A 16,715-nucleotide genomic window follows, 5' to 3' on the forward strand; every position below is an offset into this window, starting at 1 on the left:
GGGGTGGGGAGCGGCGGGCACCGAGAGGAGGGCGGCCAGGTGAGCGGCGAAGTCGCCGTCGCCGCCCGCCGCCTGGAACGCCCGTACCGCCTCACTCAGCCGCCCGGTTCCGAGCAGCGCGCACGCGACGTTGTGGTACGCCCGCGCGGCCTCCTCCGCATACCGGGGGTCGTCCTCGGCCAGGATCCGGTACCTGGCCGCCGCCTCCTGCGCGGGCTTGAGCGCGCCACCGGCCTCGCCTCCGAGCAGCAGGCAGGCGCCCAGGTCGAACAGCGCCTCGGCCCGCCCGGCCGCCTCCTCGTACGGGGGAGCGGCCGCGTGGATCTCCACGGCCTCCGCAGCCGCGGCGACCGCCTCGCCCACTCGTCCCGCGGCCGCCAGCCGGCCCGACAACATGGACAGCGCATCCGCCAGCGCGCCGCGGTCGCCTCGCGTCCGGTGGCGGCGCACGGCCAGCTCGCTCAGCGTCACGTCGAGGGCCCGAAGGCCCGGCCGGGCCGGCCCGGTCCGTACGGGTAAGGCGACCATCACCTCCGGCTCGGCGGGGAACAGCCCGAGTACGGAGTCGACGAGGTCGCCGAGCCGCGTACCCGGATGGGTCACCGCCTCCTCGACCAGGCTGCCGGCCCTGGCCGTGACGAGCGTCCGCAGCGCCGACCTGACCCGCGCCCCACCCGCGCACACCCGCAGGACGTCCAGCATCCGTACGAGATGCCCGACCGTGCGGCCCTCCAGGTCGTGTACGGCGAGCACGAGCAACTCCAGGCCCTCCGTGCCGGACAGGAGCTGCTCGGTCACGAGGTCAGGGCCGGGCAGGGCGAGCCGTTCGCCGCCGGGCAGGACGCGGCGGAGCCAGGCGGCCACGTCCTGGACGTGGCCGTCGAGCGCGGGCCCGCCGGTCGCGGCGTCGCGCAGCCCCGGTACGGCGGCCGGGAGCAGGCCGGGCAGTTCGGCGGGTGTGGGCGCGGTGAGCGCGACCGCCGCCACGGCCTGGCGTGCCGTCGCCGCGTCCACCCGCTCGTGCTCGGCGGGCCAGGCGCGTGCCCACTGGTCCAGTTCCCGTACGACGAACCGCTCCAGGAGCCCGCCGCGCGCGTGCTCGCCCTCGTCGCGCAGCCGTATGAGGGCGGCCAGGTGCACGTGGAGCGGCAGGCCGTACTCGGGGTCGTCGAGGCGGGGCGGGGCGGGCAGCATGGCCCTGCTGGGGGCGAACGCCTTCATGGCGGCGCGGGCGTGCTCCGTCCGCTCGGGCAGGGTGAGCGGGCTGGTGTTGAGCTGGATCGTCGTGGTGTTCAGCCGCCGCAGCCAGCCGCCCGCCGCCGTGTCGAGACGCCGCCACCAGCCCGGATCGCCCGGCTCGCGGGCCACGAGCAGCAGACGTACGCGGGGGTTGCGGCCGTGCCTGGCCAGCCGCCGTACGAACTCGCCCACCAGTGGCACGGCAGGCTCGACGTGCTCGACGACGAGCAACGTCGGCCGTACGGCGTCCAGCGCGGCACCGTCCCCTCCGGCGAACAGCCCGGATGAGGTGGCCCCGGGTGAGGCGGCCGGGCCGGGGCCGCCGAGGGCGAGGCCGTACAGCGTGTCCAGAGGCAGGAGACCGGCGTCCCACCCGGACCCGGCCAGTTCCGCGCACAACTCGCCCGCCAGCCGGGACTTGCCGGTGCCCGGACGGCCGGTCAGCACCGCGATGGACAGCGCGGCCGGTCCGGCGGCCCAGGCGCGCAGCCGCGCGAGCTCCTCCTCTCGCCCCAGGAACGGCACCACGGCGTGGCGGGCCGGCAGCAACGCCCAGTCGGGGCCGTTCGGCGGCGGCTCTTCGCGGGCGGGTGCGAGCAGGTCCGCCAGCGGCACGGAGGGTTCGCCGCCGGTCACGGTCTCGAGACGGCCCGGTGGCACGCCGGCCAGCTCACGGAAACGTGCGTCGCTCAGCAGCGCGGTCACCGGCACGGCGTCCAGGTACGGGGCGGCGCCTGAGGTGACCAGGCCGATGATCTGACCGGCCGGCTCGGCGAGCAGGGCGGCGCCCGGCATGCCGCCCCAGACCGTGCCCGGCACCGCGTGGGTTCCGGGGTCGCCGACGGAGACCGTCAGCACTTTCGACGCCGGGTCCGCCGGGGCGTCGACCACGCCGGTCAGCGTCTCGGCGTCACGGAACCCGGCCCGCTGACCCGCCCGCGGAAACCCTCTGGCCAGGCACCGTACGCCTGGCGCGGCGGCCCTGGCCCAGCGCACGTGCTCGATGCCGGGCAGCTCGGCCCACGGGGAGCCGGGCACCCGCAACAGCACCGCGCCGGTCGCGCCTCGCCCCCGCCACACCTGCTCGGCCGGGACCCACCGGGCCGACCAGGGCGCGCGCACCTGGCACGGCGTATCGGGCCCGACCACCTGGCCGGAGGCCAGCACCAGGTCGGCGCCTATCACGTATCCCGATCCGGTCACGCCGACGAGGTCGTCGTGACCGGAGTAGACCTCGACGACCCGTTCGAGCGCGAGGCGGTGTGGTGGCGTGTCCATGGGTCCGCCCATTTAGGTACGTCGCGACGTGTCGTCCCCCGACGAGCGTGTGATCTCACTATCGCACTATGGCTTGGAAATTTCCGCTCTTGTCATGCCTTCGCAGACGTGCCCCTCCCCGTACCCTCGCAGCCGGGTCGGTCAGAGGCTCTCCCGCAGCGCCTTCACGAGCGCTTCCGTGCCCGGCGGGTGGGGTGGTTCGCCGTAGACGGCGGCGTACACGTGCCGGGTGGAGCCCGGCACCTCGGTCACGTGGACGCCGGGGTGGCGGTGGGCGGTGAGCGCCAGCCCTGGCAGGAGGGTGAGGCCCAGCCCCGCCGCCACGAGCGCCTGCACGGCCACTATGTCGTCGCTGGTGAACGAGATGCGCGGGGTGAAGCCCGCCTTGTCGCAGATGTCCAGCAGGTGGCTGCGGCACCGGTCGCAGCCCGCGATCCAGGGGGATTCGGCGTGGTCGGCGAGCCCGCCGACCGGTGTGCTGGACACCAGGTAGCTGAGGTCGTCGAAGAGGTGGATCATGTGCAGGCCGTTCCCCTCGGGGGCGGCGTCGTCCCAACGGAACATCACCGCCACGTCCGCCCGGCCCGACCGCAGCAGCCTGAGCGCCTCCGGCGGCTCGGTCTCCGTGAGCTCCAGGCGCAGCCCCGGGTGGGCGGCGGCGAGCAGGCCCGCCGCTTTCGGGATGAACGTGCCCAGCGCGGAGGGGAAGGCGGTCAGCCGCACCCGGCCGGTGCGCAGCCCGACGTGGGCGGCCAGTTCCTCTGAAGTGGCGTCGAGACGGCCGATGATCTCGGCGGCGCGTTCGGCGAGCAGCCGGCCCGCGTCGGTGAGCCGGATGCCGCGCCCGGCGCGCTGGACGAGCTTGGCCCCGGTCTCCGCCTCCAGTCTGGCCAGGTGGTGGCTGACGGAGGGCTGGGAGTAGTGGAGCTCCTTGGCGGCCGCGGTCAGCGAGCCCGTACGGGCGACCGCGAGCAGGACGTGGAGCCGGGTGACGTCGAGCATTCATCAATCATATCTATTGATGGACCAGAAGACTTCTGTTGGACCTATTGGTCCGGATGGAGCACGGTAGAAGGGAAGGCGAATACCAGGGAGTACTCATGCGCACCGTCACCGCCGTCCGTCCGGGGCTGGATCCGCTCGTGTCCGGCATCTCCGGGATCGTGGCGCGCGAGCAAACGTCGCGCGACACCGCGTACGCCGTCGCCGATCTGCTCCGCGGCGGCCTCCCCGGGCTCGACGTCCTCACGCCGGAGGAGCGTGCCGGCTCACCTGACGGGTACGTGTCCCGCGTGCTGCACGCCCAGGAGGACTTCTCGATCGTGGCGGTCGTGTGGCGGCCCGGCCAGTTCACGGCGATCCACGACCATGTCTCGTGGTGCACGTTCGGCATTCTCAGCGGCGTCGAATACGAGACCCTCTACCGCGACATGGGTGACCATCTGGTGGAGATCGGCCGCGCGGCCAACCGTCCCGGGGAGGTCAGCGGGTTCGCGCCTCCCGGTGACATTCACATGGTGCGCAACACGAGCGACGAGGTGGGCGTGTCGCTCCACGTGTACGGCGCCGACGTGAGCCGGCTCGGCAGCAGCGTGCGCCGCGTCTACGACCTGCCCGTCAGGTAGCACCCTCCATCGGCCGCCCCGCGCACGCCGGCGCCGGGCGGCCTTGTCATGCGCTCCTGTAGCCTCAGGTAGGAAAGGAAATTTGCGCAACTTATATTGCGCAAATTTCCTTTCCTATTTACCATGGAGCTATGGCCGCCGAGAAGAACCATCGCGTCAAGGACATCGACACGCTCAAGGCGCTTGGCCACCCGCTGCGCATCAAGCTCTACCGCGCGCTCTTCATGGCGGGCACGGCGACCGCGTCGCAGCTGGCCGACAAGGTCGACGAGCCCGTGTCCCTGGTCAGCTACCACCTGCGCAAGCTGTCCGCGCACAGGATCATCGAGGAGGCAGAGCCGGGCAGCGGCGACGGCAGGGAGCGGTGGTGGCGGCCGGTCTCGACCACGATCAGCACCAGGGACGAGGACTGGCGCGAAGCCCCCGAGCGGGCCGCCGTCCACGCGGCCGTCTCCCGCGTGTACGCCCGCCAGCGCTACGAGATGTACGAGGAGCACCTCGACACCAGGGACACCTGGAGTGACGACTGGCGCGGCGTGTCGTTCAGCTCCGAATACCTGTTCACGCTCACGGCCGAGGAACTTCAGGAACTCGGCCGTGAGCTCGACGAGCTGGTCGCGAAGTGGCGCGAGCGCGGCACGGCGGCCCGCGAGGCAGGCGAGACACAGGGGCGCGAGAACGTCGTCCTGCACGTCAACGGCTTCCCGTTCCGCACCTGAGGAGACGTGATGATGAACAGCGACCTGTTCCTGTACGTCGAACACCAGCGCGCCCGCGAGCTGCGCGCGGAGGCGGAGCGCCACCGCGTGACCACGAAGCCCGTCCCAGCCGTCCGCCGCTGGCAGATCCGCCTGGGCTGGACGCTGGTCGAGATGGGCCTGCGGCTCGTGCACCGCCGTCCCGCGCACAACTGACCGGCCGCGCCCGCGGGGTCAGGGCAGGTCGCCGGCGTTGTCGACGATGCCGGCGCCGAGCACCGACATCCCGGTGGCCTCACCGTCGCCCACAGACTTGACGCCCATGTAGCGGTAGTCGCCGGAGTCGAGGATGTAGACGGACTTGCCGTGAGCACCCGCGTCGAAGACCACGCCCACGCCCGCGCGGCCGTCCATGTCCGTCGCGTTCTCCTCGACGGAGACGTGCGGGAGCTTGGCCAGCGCCCGGTACATCGCGGCGCGCGTGTCCGGCGGGATCATCGGCCCGAACTTCATGTACCACCCGATCGCCCCGAACACTTTGACGTCGTCGGCGATCTCGGGAGGACACATAGGCGCGCACACCGACAGCGGGGTGCGGGCCGTCTCGAGCCCGCGGAAGTGCTTCACCAGGGCGTCGGGGTCGGTCGGCAGGGCCTCCACCTCCCGCTGGGTGCGGGTGACGTCGGTCGGCCCCTTCTCCGGGGGCCCCACCTTGAGCTCACCGCCTTCCTGGCGCAACGCCGTCTTGCCCCCGTCCATCCGGCTCCAGTGTTCGAAGGTCGGCAGGCCGCCGCCCATGTGCTGCGATTCCTTCAGGTAGAACCACTGGTCGGGCCTGATCTCCTGGGCGGTGGATCGGCCGGCCACCAGCGCGGCCCGCTCCAGCACCGTCTTCGTCACCGCCGGTCGCGTCGTCGTCGCGACCGACGGCTGCACGTTCCCGCCCCCCGAGGTGGCGACGGCCGTCGCGGCGACGGCCAGTGCGCATGCCCCGGCCGCGGTCAGCCCCAGCCGCAGCCGGTACACCGGTCGCCGCGCCGGCATCGGCGCCGGACCCGCCGTGCGCCGGGCCAGTGCGCGCTCCACGCCACGCAGGTCCTGCTGCTCGGGAACCTCGTCCCGCATCCTGTTGAGCAACTCGATCTCGTTCACCGTCTCCGCTCCTCTTCCACTGCCGCAGGGTCGACGCCGCCCAGCACCCGGCGTAGTTTGTTCCGAGCCCGGCTGACCCGCGACCGCACCGTGCCCACAGGGACACCGAGAGCGGCCGCGGCCTGCTCGTAGGTCAGGTCCGCCCACGTCACCAGCAGCAACGTGTCGAGGTGCCGCCGGGACAGCCCGGATAGCGCCCTGGCCAACTGCCTGCTCACGCCGTCCGCGCTCACCCGCCGGTCCACCTCGTCCGTGAACGGCTCGATCACCGCGTCGACCCCTGTCCGGCTCAGCGCCTTGTACAGGCCGATCTCGCGGCGGCGGTGCCGTCCGACAAGGTTGGTGGCGATGCCGTACAACCACGCCCTCTCGTCGCCGCGGGTCGCGTCGTACGACGCCAGGTGCTGCAGGGCCACGGCGAACGTCTCGGCGACGATGTCGTCCGCGGGCTCCAGGCCGAGGCGCCGGATGACGTAGCGCCTGAGCTCGGGGGCGTGGCGGGTGAACAGGGCGGCGAATCGCTCGGACTCGTGCCGGGATATGGCGCCCGCCGGAGCGTCACGGCCCGCCTCCATGGCTCCGGGCCCCGGCGAGGCGGGCGCCCGGCTCTCGTGTCGCATCTCGTGCCTTTCGGGTGCTGCATGTCATGACAGAGGTGATTGCCATGAGCGTCACCCGAGGTTCCATCTTTTCCGCGCAGGTGTTGACCCGGCGGCCGACGGTGCCGCCTGCCTTCGCTGCGGGCGCCATCCGGCGGCGGGAGAGGGCAGCGTCACAGAAGGGGAAGAAGCGCTCGCGCGTCCGGGCGGGCGCCGAGGGTCATGACGTGATCCGCCAGGCGCTCCCGCCCCGGCGCGAGGCCGTGGAACTTCGCCAGCAGCCGCTCGTCGGAGAGCGGGTTGGCAGGGGAGCCGAGCGGGTCGCTCACCCTGGCCCGCCGTACCGCGCCCGAGGTCGTGGTGACGGTCAGGAACGGCTCGTCGATGCCGCCCATCTCCTCGTCCGCCTCCAGATCGACGAGGTCCATGAGCGCGGCGGCCCGGGGGTCGTGGCGCCGTTCAGGAGAGTAGGCGGCCAGGTCGGCGTCGCCGTACAGGATCCTCGCGGCGATGGCGTACGGCAGGCTCAGCTGCGCGGCGGGCAGGGTGGTGACGTCGCGGCCGCCGCACATGCCGGCCACGAGCGGGCTCAGCCGCACGTGGATGCGGGCGATCTCGCCGGGGTGCAGGTCCAGGCCGCCGATGGCGTCGATGGAGGAGTGGGTGCTGCGGCAGGCCGCGTACGGCTTGATGGAGCAGCGCGAGATCCGCCACTCCGTGCCGAGGCCGCGGGTGAGGGCGCCGGGGTCGGCGTCGGCGCCCGCGTAGGTTCGCAGGAAGCCGCCCCAGACGTCGTCGAAGACGCGGCCGGGGCCGCTCGCGCCGGACGCGGCCAGCAGCGCGGCGGTCAGGCCGCCCTCGGCGGCGCGGCCCGCGTGCAGCCGCTTGCTCGCCGCGCCGTCGTGCACGAAGGCCCACAGCCCGCCGGAGAAGCCGGCCGCGAGTCCCAGCGCGTGGGCGGTTCGCGCGGCGTCCAGCCCCAGCAGTCGCGCGCTCGCCGCCGCCGCGCCGAACGTGCCGCAGGTGCCCGTCGAGTGCCAGCCGGCCTGGTTGTGCGCGGCGTAGCCGCCGCACGCCTCCAGCGTGCGACGGGCCACGTCATACCCCAGGACGACCGCCTCCAGCAGTTCGCGGCCGGTGACCGGACGGTCGGTGAGGCTGAGGCATGCCAGCGCGGCGGGCGCCACCACGGCCCCGGAGTGGTCGCAGCCGCCGGTGTCGTCGAGTTCGAGCGCGTGCGCCGCCACGCCGTTGAGCAGGGCCGCGTCGCGAGGGGCCGCGCTCAGCCCGGTTCCCCAGACGGGTGCGTCCCCGGGACCGGCCAGGCCGGGAACGGGCGCGGTGGCTCCGGCCAGTGCGGCGCCCAGCGTGTCGAGGAGGTGCCGTTCGGCCCGCTCGGCCACGTCGGGCGGCAGCGGGGGCGGCTCGGCGACAAGGCCGGCGAGCGCCCGGAGGGCATCCACGCGGGTGGCCGGGGGCGTCATGGGGCGGCGGTCCCGTTGAGGGTGACCTGCTCGATGGCGTTGTCCTTGAGTCCCCACTTGTCGAGCAGGCTCGCGTAGGTGCCGTCCTGCTGCAGGGCGCGCAGGGCCCTGATGACCGCGTCGCGCAGGCGCGGGTCCTGCTTGCCGAACCCCATGGCCTGGTGCACCTCGGTGAACGGCTCGCCGATGAGGTGGAACTTGCCGGGGTCCTGCTCGAAGATGTACGGGAGGGTCTCGCTGCCCTGGACCGCGGCGTCGACCCTGCCCTGGGTGAGCTGGGTGCGCGCGTCGGCGGAGCCCTCCGTGCCGAGGACCTTGATCGCCTTGCCGCCGCAGTTCTCCTCGCTCCACTTCTTGATCTCGCCGGGGAAGGACGTGCGGCGGCTGGCGCCCACGGACTTGCCGCACAGGCGCTTCTGATCGTCGACCTTGGTGGTGGAGAAGAACTGCGCGCCCGAGCGCAGGTAGCCGACGAGGTCGAGCGTCTTACGCCGTTCGGGCAGGTCGCTCATGCCCGAGAGGATCATGTCGATGCGCCCGGTCGTGACCGCGCTCTGCAACTGCTCGAAGGAGGTCTCCTGCCACTTCATCGTGACACCGAGCTGCTTGCCGACGGCGTTGCCGAGATCGATGTCGAAGCCCGTGAGCTTGTTGGTCGAGGGATCCTTGAACTCCAGCGGCGGGTAGTTGGGCACGTTGCCGACCACCACCGTTCTCGACTCGGCTATCTTCGGCGGAAGCCCGCCTTCCGACGCGGACGCGAGGTCGTCCGGCGCCTGCGCGGTGCAGGCGGTCGCGGTCAGGGCGAGACAGGCGATGAGCAGGATGGGACGGGACACCGGAACTCCTAGAGAACTGCTGAGAGGAAGGTCTTCGTACGCTCGTGGGCAGGTTTGACCAGGACCTGGCCGGGGGGTCCCGTCTCGATGACGCGGCCTTCGTCCATGAACACGACCTGGTTCGCGACCTCCTTGGCGAAGCCCAGCTCGTGGGTGACGACGACCATGGTCATGCCGGACGCGGCCAGGTCGCGCATGACCGCGAGCACGTCGCCGACCAGCTCGGGGTCCAGCGCCGAGGTGGGCTCGTCGAACAACATCAGCCGTGGCCGCATCGCCAGCGCGCGGGCGATCGCGACCCGCTGCTGCTGCCCGCCGGACAGGGTCGAGGGATAGGCGTCAGCCTTGTCCGCGAGCCCCACCCGCTCCAGCAGCTCCAGCGCCCGCGTGCGGGCGGTGTCGCGCGATTCGCGCAGCACCCTGATCGGGCCCTCGACGACGTTCTCCAGCGCGGTCATGTGCGGGAACAGGTTGAACCGCTGGAACACCATCCCGATCGGCCGCCGCTGCCGGGCGATCCGGGCGTCGCTGAGCTGGTGCAGCCTGCCGTCGCGCTCCTCGTAGCCGATCAGCTCGCCGTCGACCCAGACGGCGCCGTCGTCGATCGTCTCCAGCTGGTTGATGCAGCGCAGGAACGTACTCTTGCCCGAGCCGGACGGCCCGATGACGCACAGGACCTCACCCGCGGCCACGTCCAGCGAGATGCCCTTCAGCACGTGGTTGCTGCCGAAACGTTTGTGCACGTCGACTGCCTTGATCATTTCCGGACCCCTCGGGAGAAGCGGCGCTCGACGACCATCTGGCCCAGGCTGAGGATGGTGACCACGATCAGGTACCAGAACGTCGCCACGAACAGCAGCTCCATGACGCGGTTGTTGGCGTAGTAGATGTTCTGGGCGCTGTGCAGCACCTCCTGGTACTGGATCGCGCTGGCCAGGGACGTGAGCTTCACCATGCTGATGAACTCGTTCCCGATCGGGGGCAGGATGACCCGCATGGCCTGCGGCAACACGATCCTGCGCAGCGTCTGGAAGCGCGTCATCCCGATCGCCTGCGCGGCCTCGGTCTGCCCCTGGTCGACCGAGAGGATGCCGCCGCGCACCACCTCGGAGGTGTAGGCGCCCTGGCAGATGCCCAGCCCGAGCAGCGCGGCGACGAACGGCGTCATCAGGTCGACCATGCGCGCCTCGACGATGCCGGGGATGACGACGTACGGGAAGACCAGCGCCAGGTTGAACCAGAGGAAAAGCTGCAGCAGCTGCGGCGTGCCGCGGAAGATCCACGTGTAGAGGTACGAGACGCCGCGGGTGACGGGGTTGCGCGACATCCGCATCACGGCGAACAACACGCCCAGGGCCACCCCGAGGACCATGGCCAGCACGGCCATGACAAAGGTGTTCACCACGCCGGTCAGGATGGCCTGTGCGGTCAGGTACTGCCCGACCACGCTCCACTCGATCTGCCCGCCGGCGAACGAGGCGACGATCGCCACGAGGACGGCCACCACGGCGATCGCCGCCAGGTAACGGCCGTAGTGTTTGCGCGTCACCCGGGGCAGGTGGGCGACATCTGTGGACATGGGGATCTCCTCACGAGCGGGAGGTCAGCGCGGGTGACAACACCCACAGGACTCTGGTGGTCACGTCGCCGGGGTTGGTGAAGGTGTGGGGGGTGTCGCCGGGAAACAGGAAGGAGTCGCCCTCGCGCATCTCGATCCGCTCGCCCGAGGCGTCGATCGTGAACAGCCCTTTGAGGATGTGCACGAACTCGATGTCGACGGGAAGCGCGTACGGCTCGTGGCCCGACCCGCCGCCCGGCTCGATCTCGCTGAGCAGGACCAGCAGCCTGCGCTCGTCCTTCGGCGTCAGCTGGTACTCGGTCATGCCGCTGCCGCCGAACTCGAGCCTGGCCCTGCTCTCGGCCCTGACCAGCCGCCCGCTGGAGCCGTCGAACAGGTCGGCCACGTCCAGGTCGAGCGCCTTGCACAGGCGCAGCAGGGAGGCGACCGAGATGGACACCTGGCCGCGCTCGAATCTTGACAGGAAGCCCTTGGTGAGCCCGGCCCGCTCGGCCGCCTCGGTCAGGCTGAGCCTGCGGCGGCGGCGCAGTTCGCGGGCCCTCGGGCCGAGACTGGGGGAGTCCGGGATCGAGATCATGTGGCGGGTCCCCGGTAGCCGTCCGCCCAGGCGCGCCGGCGGGCCAGCAGGCCGGAGAGGCGGTCGATCTGCTCCGCGACCCGTTCCGGCGAGGTGGCGCCGTAGCCGGAGCGCGCGGCGAGCGCCGCCTCGACCGTGAGGTGCGGCCGTACGTCAGGGGTCAGCCGCAGGTCCACCGCGGCCAGCTCCTCGTCCGACAGTTCGTGCAGGTCCAGGCCCTTGTCCTCGCACGCACGCACGAGCGCGCCGGTGATCTCGTGGGCCTCGCTGAACGGCACGCCGCGCCGCGAGAGCCAGTCGGCCACCTCGGTGGCCAGCGTGAAGCCCTCGCTCGCCTGCCTGCGCAGCTCGTCGACGTTGACCGACAGCGTGCGCACCAGCCCCGCCATGGCGGGCAGCACGATCATCAGGGTGTCCACGGTGTCGAAGACGGCGGCCTTGTCCTCGGACAGGTCCCGGTTGTAGGCCAGCGGCATCGCCTTCAGCGTCGCCATCAGACCGCCCAGGTTGCCGAGCAGACGGCCCGCCTTGCCCCTGGTGAGCTCGGCGATGTCGGGGTTCTTCTTCTGCGGCATGATCGAGCTGCCGGTGGCGAAGGAGTCGTGCAGCTCCACCCAGCCGAACTGGCGCGAGGCCCAGGTCGAGATCTCCTCGGCCAGCCGCGACAGGTTCACCCCCAGCATCGAGGTGGCGAACAGGAACTCGGCCACGTGGTCACGGGCGGCGACCGCGTCGATCGAGTTCTCGCACGGCCCGTCATAACCGAGCTCCGCGGCCGACAGCTCGGGGTGCACGGCGATCGCCGATCCGGCCAGCGCAGCCGAGCCCAGCGGGGAGCGGGCGGTGCGCCGGTCCCAGTCCGCGAGCCGGTCGGCGTCGCGGGCGAAGGCCTGCGCGTGGGCCAGCAACTGGTGCCCGAACACGATCGGCTGAGCGGGCTGAAGGTGGGTGAAGCCGGGCGCCGGGGTGCGTACGTGCCCGCGAGCCTGCTCCACCAGGCCGTCCTGCAGCTCGGCCAGGGCCAGCACCAGCTTCCTCGCGTGGTCGCGCAGGTACAGCCGCAGGTCGTTGGCCGTCTGGTCGTTGCGCGAGCGGCCGGCGCGCAGCTTGCCGCCCAGCTCGCCCAGCCGCTCGACCAGGACCCGCTCCAGGAAGGTGTGCACGTCCTCGTCGGAGGGGCTCGGGCCGATCCGGCCGGCGCGTACGTCCTCGTCCAGCGTGTCGATCTCCGCCAGCAGCCGCTCCGCCTCGGCCTCGTCGAGGATCCCGGCCCTGCGCAGCTCGCGTACGTGGGAGCGCGAGCCCGCCAGGTCGTAGGGGGACATGCGGAAGTAGCTGTCGGGAGCTCGGGAGAGTGCGAGGAGGGACGGATCGGCAGGCGAGCGGAAGCGTCCACCCCAGAGCTGCTCGGACAACGCGGTTGCCTTCCAGTAAACGAAGTTTTCCGACATAGTGGTCTGCGTTGCCAGGGGTGTCAATAGCGCCTCTTAACCAGAAATATGCCGTTAACAAGGGAGTTTCATGTTTCAGGGACCCGTCGACGCCTCGCAGGTCCCGCGCTTCGCAGGGCCCGACACGTACGCCCGGCTGCCCCGCCTCGACCAGGTGGAGCGGGCCGACGTCGCCATCGTGGGCGTGCCGTTCGACAGCGGGGTCTCCTACCGTCCCGGCGCCCGGTTCGGCCCCGCGGCCGTCCGCCAGGGCAGCAAGCTGATCAGGCCCTACAACCCCGCGCTCGACGTCTCGCCGTTCGCCGACGTGCAGGTCGCCGACGCCGGGGACATCGCCTGCAACCCGTTCGACATCGGCCAGGCCATCGACACGATCGAGCAGGCCGCGGGCGAGTTCAACGCCCGGCTGGTCACCATCGGGGGCGACCACACGATCGCGCTGCCGCTCCTGCGCGCCGCGCACCGCAAGCACGGGCCGCTGGCGCTGCTGCACTTCGACGCTCACCTGGACACCTGGGACACCTACTTCGGCGCCGAGTACACCCACGGCACGCCGTTCCGCCGCGCGGTGGAGGAGGGCGTCCTCGACACCGAGGCGCTCAGCCACGTCGGCATCAGAGGACCGCTGTACGGCAAGGGCGACCTGGCCGAGGACCGCAGGCTCGGCTTCGGCATCGTCACCTCGGCCGACGTCATGCGGCGCGGGCCCGACGAGATCGCCGAGGCCCTGCGCGGGCGGATCGGCGACCGGCCGCTCTACATCTCGGTCGACATCGACACGCTCGACCCCGCCCACGCCCCCGGCACGGGCACCCCGGAGGCGGGCGGCCTGACCAGCCGCGAACTGCTGGAGATCCTGCGCGGGCTGTCCGGCTGCAACCTGGTCGGCGCCGACGTGGTGGAGGTGGCGCCCGCGTACGACCACGCCGAGATCACCTCGGTCGCCGCCGCGCACGTCGCCTACGACCTGATCAGCCTGATCGCGCTCGGCGGGCGGGCATGAGAACCGGGGGAGACCTGGTCGCCGAGACCCTGGTCGCGCTCGGCGCCACGACCGTGTTCGGCGAACCCGGCCAGCACGCGCTCGCCATGTTCGACGCGCTGCGCCGGTCCCCGCTGCGCTACGTCGGATGCCGGACCGAACTGGGCGTCGCCTTCGCCGCCGACGGCCACGCGCGGGCCACCGGGACCGTGACGCCGTTCATGGTCTCCACCGGCCCCGGCGCTCTGGCGACACTGCCCGCCCTGATGGAGTCGCGCCTCGCCTGCGCGCCCGTGGTCGGCATCTCCAGCCAGATCCCGTCCGACGGGCTGGGCGGCCGCAGGAAGGGATACCTCCACGAGCTGCCCGACCAGGCCGCCGCCTTCCGCGGCGTGGCCACGTCGGTCCAGGTCGTGCGGGCGGCCTCGCAGATCCCCTCAGCCCTGGCGCAGGCCTGGGAGGCGGCGCTCAGCGTGCCGCGGGGACCCGCGTGGGTGGAGATCCCGCAGGACATCCTGCTCGCGCCCGCGGACGTTCCGGCGATGGGCGGCCCGAGCCTGCGCCCGAGCGTGCCGCGCCCCCGGCCCGAGCTGGTACGGCAGGCCGTACGGACTCTCGACTCGGCGTCGAACCCCGCCATCCTGGCCGGCGGCGGGGTCAACCTGTCAGGGGCAGCGCCGGAGCTGCTCGCCCTGGCCGAGAGGTTGCGCGCACCGGTGGCCACCACGTTCGCCGCGAAGGGCGTCTTCCCCCGCGAGCACCCGCTGTCGCTGCAGTCGTGGCTGGAGGACCGCTTCGTCACCGACTTCCTCGAAGAGGCGGACGTGCTGCTGGTCGCGGGTTCGGGGCTGGGGGAGCTGTCCAGCAACTACCACACGATGCGCCCGCGCGGCCGTGTCGTCCACGTCGAGGCGGACGCCGGCAAGCTGGAGGCCAACACGAGCGGATCGCTCGCCGTGCACGGTGACGCGAAGGCGACGCTGGGCGCGCTCGCCACGGGCGTGCGGCCCAGGAAGGGCGACGGGCGCGTGGAAGCGGCCGTGGCCGACGTGCTGCGGCGGGTGCGCGACCGGCTCAGCGGCCACGAGCAGGAGTTCGCGCTGCTGGAGGCGGTGCCGTCCGGCGTGCTGTCGTTCTGGGACATGACCATCCTCACCTACTGGGCGTGGTCGGCCTTCCCCGGTCACATGTGGTCGGCGCAGGGCGCGGGCGGCCTCGGGTACGCGCTGCCCGCCGCCCTCGGCGCGGCGGCCACAGGACAGCGCGCGCTCGCGATCTCGGGCGACGGCGGCGCGATGTACGGCCTGGCGGAGCTCGCCACCCTGCGTCAGCACGACCTGGACGTCACCTGGCTCATCGTCGACGACGGGGGCTACGGCATCCTGCGTGAGTACATGACCGGGGTGTTCGGCACGTCCACCGGCACCGAACTGGCCAGGCCGGACTTCGCCGCCCTGGCCGCGTCGTTCGGGGTCGCCGCCCGGGTCGCCACGCCCGCCTCCCTGGCCGGCGACCTCGCCGCCGCCCTGTCAGAGCCGGGGCCGAACGTCGTGGTCCTGCACGCGAGACCACGCATGTTCGCCCCGACCTGAAGCGGCCCGAGCGCCGGGCGGACCCCTAGACGCCGAGCGCCGAGGGAAGGCTCAGCTCGTGGAGGAACAGCGCCTCCGTGGTGGCGACGCGGCGGAGCTCCTCCAGGTCGACCCGCTCGTTGGGCGCGTGGATGGCGGCGCCCTCGTCCTCCGCGCCGAACAGCAGGATCTCCGCCGCGGGGAACTGCTTGAGCAGCGTGTTGACCAGCGGGATCGACCCGCCCGCGCCCACGTCGCGCGGCGGGCGGCCGAAGGCGCGCTCCATCGCCCGGTTGAGCGCCGACCGGGCCTTGCCGCCGGAGTCGGCCTGGAAGCCCGAGCCCACGACGACGTCGCCGAACGTCACCTTCACGTCCCACGGCGCCACCTGACGCAGGAACTCCGTCACCGCGTTGACCGTCGTCTTCGGGTCGCCGGCCGGCGGGATGCGGATCGTCACCCTGGCCCTGGCGACCGGCTGCACGGCGTTGATCGCGCCCGACACCGTCGGCACGTCCATGCCGGTCACGGTGATCGAGTAGGACGACCACAGGCGGTCGGCCAGCGAACCCGCGCCCACCAGCGAGACCCCGTCGAGCACGCCGGCCGTCTGCCTGAACTCCTCCTCCGACGGTCCCTGGCCGAAGAAGTTGCCCCTGGGCAGGCCCGGGACCCGGACCTCGCCGTTGTCGCCGTGCAGCGAGGTCAGCATGCGCATCAGGGCCGCCAGCGCGTCGGGGGCGGCGCCGCCGAACGATCCGCTGTGCACCGCCTCGCGCAGCGTGCGAACCTCGACGGTGAAGGCGGCCATGCCGCGCAGCGACGTCGTGACCGAGGCGTCGCCCACGCGCGGGTTGCCGGTGTCGGCCACCACGATGGCGTCGGCGCGCAACAATCCGGGGTTCTGCTCGACGAACGCCTCCAGGCGCTCGCCCGCGTATTCCTCCTGACCCTCGATAATGACCTTGATGCCCACCGGGAACCGGCCCTGGAAGGCGCGCAGGGCGGTGACGTGGGAGATGATGCCCGACTTGTCGTCGGCGCAGCCGCGCCCGTACAGGCGGCCGTCGATCAGGGTCGGCTCGAACGGCGGGGTGCGCCACGCGGCCGGGTCGCCGGCCGGCTGCACGTCGTAGTGCGCGTAGAGCAGCACGGTGGGCGCGCCGGGAGGCGCGGGCGCCTCGCCGTAGACCGCGGGGAAGCTTCCCTCCACCGGCACCTGCTGGACGCGCGGCAGGCCGGCGGAGCGCAGCAGTTCCTCCGTCAGCGCGGCGGCGGCGCGCACCGGCTCCTCCGGATGCCCGGGGAAGGCCACGGAGGGGATGGCGGCAAGCCGCTTCAGCTCCTCGACGCCTTGGGGCATGGCGGCGGCGACAGCGCTTTCGATCTGGTCAGGAGTCACGGACGGTTCCCCCGGGGGTCGTTCTCACAGAGATATCTCGAACAGTTCTACAGGGTGACAGGCGCTTTGCCGTCATGAGGAGGATACGAGGTCCCGCGACACGGAAACGGGTCCGGGCTGCGGCCGCGGGCATACGGATTTCGTTGCCGTTACATAGCGGTGCTGCGGATCTCGATTTTCTTGCAGAGTGTCGCGACCGATTCGCTTGGCAAGCGGCAGGTGAACAGGCAAACTGTGGG

Annotated in this window: 16 protein-coding genes; 5 read left to right on the plus strand and 11 right to left on the minus strand. The window is 72.1% G+C overall.

What is annotated here, in order from left to right; all coding sequences use genetic code 11:
* Positions 1-2,517: tetratricopeptide repeat protein (locus GUY59_RS26180; RefSeq protein ID WP_161714708.1), on the minus strand; the 2,517-nt coding region annotated here is incomplete at its 3' end.
* A 141-nt stretch (positions 2,518-2,658) separates the two neighbouring features.
* Positions 2,659-3,519, minus strand: coding sequence for a LysR family transcriptional regulator (locus GUY59_RS26185; protein WP_132339751.1), 861 nt, complete (start codon positions 3,517-3,519; stop codon positions 2,659-2,661).
* A gap of 98 nt (positions 3,520-3,617) precedes the next feature.
* Between GUY59_RS26185 and GUY59_RS26190 the strand changes: the two genes are divergently transcribed.
* The 3 genes from GUY59_RS26190 to GUY59_RS26200 all read left to right on the plus strand — a co-directional run bounded on the left by GUY59_RS26190 (position 3,618) and on the right by GUY59_RS26200 (position 5,056).
* Complete coding sequence (locus GUY59_RS26190; protein ID WP_138202439.1) at positions 3,618-4,142, plus strand: cysteine dioxygenase family protein; 525 nt, start codon at positions 3,618-3,620, stop codon at positions 4,140-4,142.
* Between the two features lie 131 nt (positions 4,143-4,273).
* On the plus strand, positions 4,274-4,861 hold the full coding sequence (locus GUY59_RS26195; protein WP_138202438.1) for a winged helix-turn-helix domain-containing protein: 588 nt from the start codon (positions 4,274-4,276) through the stop codon (positions 4,859-4,861).
* Between the two features lie 9 nt (positions 4,862-4,870).
* The gene (locus GUY59_RS26200; protein WP_201761347.1) at positions 4,871-5,056 is read left to right on the plus strand and encodes a hypothetical protein; all 186 of its coding nucleotides are present in this window, start codon (positions 4,871-4,873) and stop codon (positions 5,054-5,056) included.
* Positions 5,057-5,074: 18 nt separating this feature from the next.
* On the opposite strand, the gene GUY59_RS26205 is transcribed toward GUY59_RS26200, so the two are convergent.
* From GUY59_RS26205 to argH, 8 genes are all read right to left on the minus strand, one after another.
* A complete protein-coding gene (locus tag GUY59_RS26205) occupies positions 5,075-5,992 on the minus strand; it encodes a CU044_5270 family protein (RefSeq protein WP_138202437.1) in 918 nt (305 codons plus the stop codon).
* Positions 5,989-6,612 carry an RNA polymerase sigma factor gene (locus GUY59_RS26210; RefSeq protein WP_138202436.1) on the minus strand — a complete coding sequence of 208 codons (624 nt, stop codon included), beginning with the start codon at positions 6,610-6,612 and terminating at the stop codon, positions 5,989-5,991. Before GUY59_RS26210 ends, GUY59_RS26205 begins: the two co-directional genes overlap by 4 nt.
* A gap of 152 nt (positions 6,613-6,764) precedes the next feature.
* Entirely contained in the window at positions 6,765-8,075 is a 1,311-nt protein-coding gene (locus GUY59_RS26215) for an MmgE/PrpD family protein (RefSeq protein ID WP_138202435.1), read from the minus strand.
* Positions 8,072-8,914 carry an ABC transporter substrate-binding protein gene (locus GUY59_RS26220; protein WP_138202434.1) on the minus strand — a complete coding sequence of 281 codons (843 nt, stop codon included), beginning with the start codon at positions 8,912-8,914 and terminating at the stop codon, positions 8,072-8,074. Before GUY59_RS26220 ends, GUY59_RS26215 begins: the two co-directional genes overlap by 4 nt.
* A gap of 8 nt (positions 8,915-8,922) precedes the next feature.
* Entirely contained in the window at positions 8,923-9,675 is a 753-nt protein-coding gene (locus tag GUY59_RS26225) for an amino acid ABC transporter ATP-binding protein (protein ID WP_138202433.1), read from the minus strand.
* A complete protein-coding gene (locus tag GUY59_RS26230) occupies positions 9,672-10,493 on the minus strand; it encodes an amino acid ABC transporter permease (RefSeq protein WP_138202432.1) in 822 nt (273 codons plus the stop codon). Before GUY59_RS26230 ends, GUY59_RS26225 begins: the two co-directional genes overlap by 4 nt.
* A gap of 10 nt (positions 10,494-10,503) precedes the next feature.
* Positions 10,504-11,070 (minus strand): helix-turn-helix domain-containing protein, encoded by a 567-nt coding sequence (locus tag GUY59_RS26235; protein WP_138202431.1) that lies wholly within the window; start codon positions 11,068-11,070, stop codon positions 10,504-10,506.
* The gene (gene argH / locus GUY59_RS26240; protein WP_138202430.1) at positions 11,067-12,521 is read right to left on the minus strand and encodes an argininosuccinate lyase; all 1,455 of its coding nucleotides are present in this window, start codon (positions 12,519-12,521) and stop codon (positions 11,067-11,069) included. The genes GUY59_RS26235 and argH overlap by 4 nt, the downstream gene beginning before the upstream one ends.
* Positions 12,522-12,591: 70 nt before the next feature.
* Here argH and speB point away from each other — a divergent pair, with 70 nt between their 5' ends.
* Both speB and GUY59_RS26250 read left to right on the plus strand, forming a co-directional pair.
* Positions 12,592-13,524 (plus strand): agmatinase, encoded by a 933-nt coding sequence (gene speB, locus GUY59_RS26245; RefSeq protein WP_138202429.1) that lies wholly within the window; start codon positions 12,592-12,594, stop codon positions 13,522-13,524.
* A complete protein-coding gene (locus tag GUY59_RS26250; RefSeq protein ID WP_138202428.1) occupies positions 13,521-15,095 on the plus strand; it encodes a thiamine pyrophosphate-binding protein in 1,575 nt (524 codons plus the stop codon). Before speB ends, GUY59_RS26250 begins: the two co-directional genes overlap by 4 nt.
* Before the next feature lie 25 nt (positions 15,096-15,120).
* Here GUY59_RS26250 and GUY59_RS26255 read toward each other — a convergent pair whose 3' ends face one another.
* Positions 15,121-16,476 (minus strand): dipeptidase, encoded by a 1,356-nt coding sequence (locus GUY59_RS26255; protein WP_138202427.1) that lies wholly within the window; start codon positions 16,474-16,476, stop codon positions 15,121-15,123.
* Positions 16,477-16,715: the final 239 nt, after the last annotated feature.

The sequence above is a fragment of the Nonomuraea sp. K271 genome (assembly GCF_009908215.1).
Lineage (GTDB): Bacteria > Actinomycetota > Actinomycetes > Streptosporangiales > Streptosporangiaceae > Nonomuraea > Nonomuraea longispora.